5 protein-coding genes are annotated in these 6,651 nt (G+C 66.2%); 3 read left to right on the forward strand and 2 right to left on the reverse strand.

What is annotated here, in order from left to right:
• Positions 1-167: 167 nt before the first annotated feature.
• The 3 genes from ACFWVD_RS25520 to ACFWVD_RS25530 all read left to right on the forward strand — a co-directional run bounded on the left by ACFWVD_RS25520 (position 168) and on the right by ACFWVD_RS25530 (position 2,007).
• Positions 168-398, forward strand: coding sequence for a glucose PTS transporter subunit EIIB (locus ACFWVD_RS25520; protein ID WP_101469146.1), 231 nt, complete (start codon positions 168-170; stop codon positions 396-398).
• Positions 395-850 (forward strand): PTS glucose transporter subunit IIA, encoded by a 456-nt coding sequence (locus ACFWVD_RS25525; protein WP_379246911.1) that lies wholly within the window; start codon positions 395-397, stop codon positions 848-850. Before ACFWVD_RS25520 ends, ACFWVD_RS25525 begins: the two co-directional genes overlap by 4 nt.
• Positions 851-948: 98 nt before the next feature.
• Positions 949-2,007 (forward strand): class I SAM-dependent methyltransferase, encoded by a 1,059-nt coding sequence (locus ACFWVD_RS25530; RefSeq protein ID WP_379246913.1) that lies wholly within the window; start codon positions 949-951, stop codon positions 2,005-2,007.
• On the opposite strand, the gene ACFWVD_RS25535 is transcribed toward ACFWVD_RS25530, so the two are convergent.
• Positions 1,989-5,273 carry a DEAD/DEAH box helicase gene (locus ACFWVD_RS25535; protein WP_379246915.1) on the reverse strand — a complete coding sequence of 1,095 codons (3,285 nt, stop codon included), beginning with the start codon at positions 5,271-5,273 and terminating at the stop codon, positions 1,989-1,991. The two genes, ACFWVD_RS25530 and ACFWVD_RS25535, sit on opposite strands and share 19 nt — an antisense overlap.
• A gap of 377 nt (positions 5,274-5,650) precedes the next feature.
• Complete coding sequence (locus tag ACFWVD_RS25540; protein ID WP_379246917.1) at positions 5,651-6,274, reverse strand: vancomycin high temperature exclusion protein; 624 nt, start codon at positions 6,272-6,274, stop codon at positions 5,651-5,653.
• Positions 6,275-6,651: the final 377 nt, after the last annotated feature.

Consider the following 6,651-nt stretch of genomic DNA (forward strand, 5'->3'; position numbering starts at 1 on the left):
GATCCGGGTTAACTGTTGTGAGCGGGTAACCCTAACGGGTACTGTCCGGTCATAACCAGTTGCCAGTTTGACCAGGTGGCGATCAGATGTCAACCGCAAAATATGATGTGGCGCACATCCGAGACTCCCATACTGGTATCGGCAACAACCGCCGAAAGGAAGAACACATGTCCAAAGCGGAAGCGATCGTCCAGGGCCTTGGCGGCGCGGACAACATCGTCGAGATCGAGGCCTGCATCACCCGGTTGCGCACCGAGGTGAAGGACGGCAGCAAGGTCGACGAGGCAGCCCTCAAGGCCGCGGGCGCACACGGCGTGCTCAAGTCGGGCACCGTCGTGCAGGTCGTGGTCGGCCCCGAAGCCGACACCCTCGCCGACGACATCGAGGACATCCTGTGAGTATCCCGGTGATCAGCCCGCTACCGGGCAAGGTCGTAGCGCTGTCCGACGTCCCCGATCAGGTCTTCGCCGAACAGATCGTCGGCTCCGGCGTGGCCCTGGACCCCGACCGCACCCGCGGCACCCTGATGGTGACCGCCCCCATCTCGGGCAAGATCGTCAAACTCCACCCCCACGCCTTCGTCATCCTCGGCCACGGCGTCGGTGTGCTGGTCCACCTGGGCATCGACACGGTCAAGCTCAAGGGCGAAGGCTTCGAACTCCTGGCAACCGAAGGCGACACCGTAGAAGCAGGCGCCCCCATCGTCACCTTCGACCCCACCAAGATCGCCGCGACCGGCTACTCGGTCATCTGCCCGGTAGTAGTCATGGACTCCGCCAAGGACTCGGTCTACACCGACACCATCGGCACCACCGTCGATTCCGGCGGCCTGCTGTTCGACTCGCCGTAGAAGTCTCGGCGAGCTGCTGAACCTTTCGGCCTGCCCGCGCGTAGTTCGTTTCAGCGGGTCGGCATCGGCCCGCTGAAACGAGCGCAGGAGGATTACCGGTGAGTGCAGTGGAGCAGACCAGTGAGCAGTTCGCCCAGCGGTTGTTCGAGGCAGCCCTGGGTGCGATCGATATTCTGTCGGTGCATTTGGGGGATCGGCTCGGGTGGTATCAGGCGTTGGTCTCGGGTGGGCCCGCCGATGCGGGGGAGTTGACGGCGCGCGCCGGTGGGGATCGCCGGTATGCGCAGGAGTGGCTCGAGCAGCAGGCGGCTACCGGGATTCTGACCGTGGGCGCGGACGGGCGGTTCGCGTTGCCGGCCGGGGCGGCGGAGGTGCTCACCGATCCGAGCAGTCTCGACTACCTGGCGCCTCTTGCCCGGATGCTGGCCGGGGCCGCTGTTCAGATGCCCGCGCTCGTGCGTGCTTACCGGGACGGTGGTGGGGTCGGTTGGTCCGAGTACGGCGCTGACATGCGCGAATCCCAGTCCGACATGAACCGCCCCTGGTTCGAGAAGCGCCTCGCCGCCGCACTGGCCGACGTCGCCGATGTCAATGCCCTACTCGCGCGCCCCGGTGCCAAGGCCGCCGATATCGGCTCCGGCGGCGGCTGGTCGGCGATCGCGCTGGCCCGCGCCTACCCCGATCTGACGGTCGACGGCTACGACATCGACCAGCCCTCGGTGCAGATGGCCACCGACAATGCCACCGACCTGGGCGGCCGCGTCCGTTTCCACCACGCCGACGCCGCCACCGACCTCCCGGAATCGGCCTACGACGCCCTGTTCGCCTTCGAATGCCTGCACGACATGCCGCACCCCGTCGACGTGCTCACCGCGATGCGCAAGGCCCTGCGCCCCGGCGGCGCGGTGATCATCATGGATGAAGCCGTCGACGCTGAATTCACCGCTCCCGCAAGCGATACCGACCGGCTGATGTACGGGTTCAGCCTGCTGATCTGCCTGCCCGACGGCATGGCGCACGCCGACTCCGCAGGCACCGGCACGGTCATGCGCGTCACGAAACTGGCGGAGTACGCCGACAGCGCAGGCTTCACCGCCGTGGAGATCCTGCCGATCGAGGACTTCGGCTTCTGGCGGTTCTACCGGCTCACGGTCTGATCGACCAGCTGCTCGGTCTGCACCGTCCACCGTCGGGCCAGCTCGTCGAAATATCGTTGGCTGCTCCACAATCGGTAGTTGCCGATCACGTAGACCCGTCGTCGGGCCCGCGATACCGCCGCGTTGAGCACGTTCGGATTCGTCGCGGCCCACCGTCGTGACCCGCCGGCAGCGGGTGAGGTCCCCAGGATCAGCACGACCACCTCGGCCGAATTGCCGTGCATCGCATGGACTGTGCCCACCTGCTGCGCCGCGAACTCCGCACCGAGCACATCGGCCGCGACATCTTGCGCGCCGTACGCGACGTCGCGGAACGGGCTCATCACCCGGATATCGGCCGACGCGACTCCGTCCTCGATCAACTGCGCGAGCAACGCGGCAAGCGCTTCGCCTTCGCCGGGAATCCAATTACCTTCGGCCCGTGCGGATCTGACGTCGATCCACCGGTTCTGTCCGGGGAACTCCGGCCGGTCCGGCGTGCCGAACACCAACAGATCATCGTCATAGGCGATGTGATGCGTGAGCTCGAAAATCGGCCGGTCACTGCGCCGATGCACCCGCAACGGCGTACCGACCCACACCGGCGCCACCGAATCCGACGGCGTCAACCACGTCCCGAACCGAACCCCACGGTCAGCCGCCTGCCGGGCCGACGCCTGATCCGGCATCCATTCCGCGTCGAGCCCATACTGCCGAACCAAGGCTTCCTGTGCCGAAGTCGGAAGTGCCCCAACAGGTCCCAGCTGACGATGGTCGCCCACGATCACCGCGCGCCGAGCCCGCCACAGCGCCCCGGCCACCGACTGCGGAGCGGCCTGCCCCGCATCGTCGACGAACAACCACCCCAGCGCCTCGGACCCGAGTCCGGCGAAGAGCCGGGGCAGCGCGGTGAATGTCGTGGTGATCATCGGCACCGCGATGAACAGCGTCTGCCACGCCGCCGCCAGGGTTTCCGGCTTCGGCTGCACCGCGAGCTCGCCACGAATCATCGCGATCGCCACGATCAAATTGTCCCGAACCCGAGGCGCCGCATTCAGCAGGAACGCACGATGCAACTTCAACGCGGACAGGAACAGCCCACGTCGCGCGTCCGCATACTGCTCGTCCGCCCACGGATTACACAGTTGGAACTGCTCGTCATCGGCCGCGACATCACCGAAAGGAATTGTGCGCGACCAGATCTCGCGCCCGCGCTCGATGACATCCAGCGCCGCCGCCCGCCGCTGCGTCAATTCGACGTGGTCGCGAATCAGCGTGCGCCCGTGCTCGGCCGCGTCGCCCCACTGCTCCCTCGTGTAGTCGACCTCGGTCTGGCGCCGCCGCACATCCGCCTCGGCGATATGCCGTTCCCGCAGTAGCTCATTGCTGCGCGCACTCCACCGCCGTCCCGCACTGAAACCCGTCGACAGCGAAGCGACGAACCCGGACTTGGTCCCCCCGTGCTCGGTGAGCAGCTTGCCTGCCCGGTGCTGCGCGGCCTGCGCGGCCCGCAGATGTTCGGTCGCCAACTGATGGCGTTCCCGCCAATGCGCGTGTGCGTCATCGGCATTGGCGATCTCCGCCGACATCGACTCCAAACCCGCATTCATCGCGGGCAGTTCGGCGACCGCGTCGGCAACGTCTTGACGCTCCTGCGCGAGCCGACGCACTTCGGCACGCCGAGTCGTGAAGTCCCGCACCGCCGTCGACCAATCCGGGATCGAATCCGGGTCGGCCTCAGCCTGTTTGAGAATGTCGAGCATCCCCCCGTTGGGGGTCCCGGTCTTCCGCTGCGCCGCGAACCGATCCCCGAACCAGAACTGCTCGGCGAACGCACGTCGCTGCCCACCCAGCGCCGCGGCGACCAATCCCCACGCGGGCTTCCCACCGACGAGTTCGGCCAGGTCGGTGAAGTGATTGAGCTCCTCATCGATGGCGCCCAGCTGCTGGATCTCGGTCACCACGTCGGCGGCGGTGGTATCGCTGCCGGTCGCGAGCACGACTTCGAACCCGGTCACACAGTTCGCCAGCCGGTGCGCACCGACCGTGTAGTTCTTCGCCACCTGCACCTGTTCGGTGACGCCCGCGAACACCGCCATCGGATCGTCGAAAGCCGCCAGCTGCGTGGCGCGTTCGACCAAGATCCCGGCCAGCAGGTCGCGCAGCATCGTCGTGGTCCCGGTACCGGGTGCCCCGTGTACCGCGAAAATCCCTGACTCACCCCGCAATTCGGACAGCGCGCGATCGACCGCGAACTGCTGCCCCGACACCAGCGGGTCGCCAGGCCAGCGCCCTTCCGGAATGAACTGCGGCAGTAGTCCTTCGACCACCGCGTCCTGACGCTCACGAACATCGATCCGAGCACCGACGGGTAGCGCTTCCGCCGCCGCGAGGTAATCACGCAGCGCCGCACCGACATCCCCGCGCTGCACCGCTCTCGCGAGCTCGCGCAAGTCGGACTCGAGCCCACTGTTGAGCCGATCCTCGGCAGCAGCGTTGTCCGCATCGCGCGCCGCGACCTGCACGCACGCCACCCGCACACCGCCGGCCCGCAACTCCGAGCGGATACCCAGTGCCGCGCACAGTTCGCCGGTGAACGTCTGCAGGTCGCGACCGGTCAACCGCGGCGGCTCGACAAGCTCGCCATCGGCAGTGAACCGCTTCGCGAAAGCCGACGCCGACATCCCGGCCAACCCTGGCGAGATGACTCCATCCGAGCCCGCCGCGATCACCGAGGCGGCAACGCCGGGGCCTGCCACGTCCAGCGCGCGCCATCGCGGCGCCGGACCCATCTGCTCGAGATCGGGGTGCGATTCGCCTGACAGCGTGTCCAGAGCGGCAGTGAAGGCCGCGCAATCATGGTCGAACCCGTCGGCCCAGCCGCTGTCGTCGGGTCCCGGCGTTCGCAACCGATTGATGGCCCACGCCAACCCCGACAAGGTCGCCGAGCCCCCGACAACCACCCCGTCATCGGTGAGGGTCACCGCGAAAGCCGCTGTGGTCCCGGCCCGTCGAGCGTCGGACTCGAGCTGATCCTCGCCGAACGTGCGCACCAGCGCTTCCCGCGCGCGCCCCAACTCGAACAACCCGCCGTACACAACGAACTGCCACACTTGCCCGGTTCTCAACGCGGGCAGCGCGGCCAGGTTTTCCCACGGCGCGGGCCCATCAGCCGCGAGATCGACCACCAGCCCGTCGATCTCGACGTCAGGAACCAGCTGGGGACCGAACAGCTCCACGGTCTGCCAGAAACGCACGAGCCGCGCGGCGTGCTCGAAACCGCCCACGATGCACCCCAATCCGGTCGGCCATCATTGCAGACAACCCCGATCACGGTACGCGATCCCGATTCGTCGAGCACGCCAACCCGACCACTGTGTTCCGCGGTGGCGACCTCATCGCCGCTGGTCCTACCGCTGAGGCGGGTATCCGACCGCGCCGCGGGCGAACTGGCGCTCGGCGTGGCTGCGCCCGCAGCCAGCTTCGTGCGCCCGGAAAACCCTTTGACCCGAGGACCCCGCGCACCGCACGCTGGGACATATGAACGAATCAACGAACTCTCGATCCATTCCTTCGGAATATCCTGGGGCACAACGGAATACGCACGAGGCCGGGTCGCCTCGATGGCGTCAGTTGGTCGCCGCGTTGCGCTCCTGGCCCGCGATCAGCGCAGAAGCATCTCAGCTACGGCCTTCGGCGCTGCCAGCCATTCACGAACGTTGTTGCGTATCTCGGTGACCTGTCTGCAGTCGCAATAGGCCACCACCCCCTCGGTCTCGATACCCGCCGCCCGGCACAGCGCCACCGCCCGGGGAAGGTGCTGATACTGGCTCACGATGATCGCGTGGTCGATGCCGTACATCGACTTGGCCCGCTCGCAGGTTTCTCGCGTGGACAGCCCCGCGCCGTCGGTTCGCACAATCGACGGGTCGATCCCCTTCTCCTGTAGATAGCGCGTCATCGACGCGATCTCATCGCCCGAAGTACCGCCGGCATCCCCCGACAGCAGTATCTGTTGCGCCTTGCCCGCCGCCACCAACTCGATCGCGACATCGAGGCGTCCCTGTAGATAGGCCATCGGCGTTCCATCCGGCGCCACCCTGGCCCCCGGGATAATCACGACCGGCGCGCTGGGGGCAGCCGCCACCTCACTTCTATGACCCGACGACAAAGTCCACGTGGCTATGTTCGCCCCGGCCGTCACCAACACCAGACCGCCCGCCACGACAAGTCCGGCCCGCACGATGCGACGAAACCGCCGACGCTTCCCGTTTTCTTCGCTCGCCATGCGTCCTTTCCTACCCGAACGCCGTAAAAATATCCCCTGACTAGGGGATTTGACATTGCAATTGTCGACACGTAACTTTATTCGAGTCAGAGCGACACGGACACCGACCCGGTGCCGACGAGCTAGCCCGCAAGGGAAGCTACGGTACAGGGACACGAGGTAGGACGATGAGCGCCTGACTGATCATGTGTTCAGGGTTACACCGACTGGGACTTGCTTCCGGGATGGTTCCTGAGCTAAGTTTGAACTCTTGCCTCACCGAAACCCCAACAACAAGTTGCCGGTAGAAGTGTGTGCGTGTGTTCTTTGAGAACTCAATAGTGTGTCGATGAATGTCAGTGCCAATAATTTTTTATTGGTTCCAACTTCTCCGTACC

The organism is Nocardia sp. NPDC058666 (assembly GCF_042714895.1).
Classification (GTDB): Bacteria; Actinomycetota; Actinomycetes; order Mycobacteriales; family Mycobacteriaceae; genus Nocardia.

Excerpts from the sequence above, each read along its gene's own strand:
- ACFWVD_RS25520 (WP_101469146.1), top strand. The coding sequence starts at position 168 with ATGTCCAAAGCGGAAGCGATCGTCCAGGGCCTTGGCGGCGCGGACAAC.
- ACFWVD_RS25540 (WP_379246917.1), bottom strand. The coding sequence starts at position 6,274 with ATGGCGAGCGAAGAAAACGGGAAGCGTCGGCGGTTTCGTCGCATCGTG.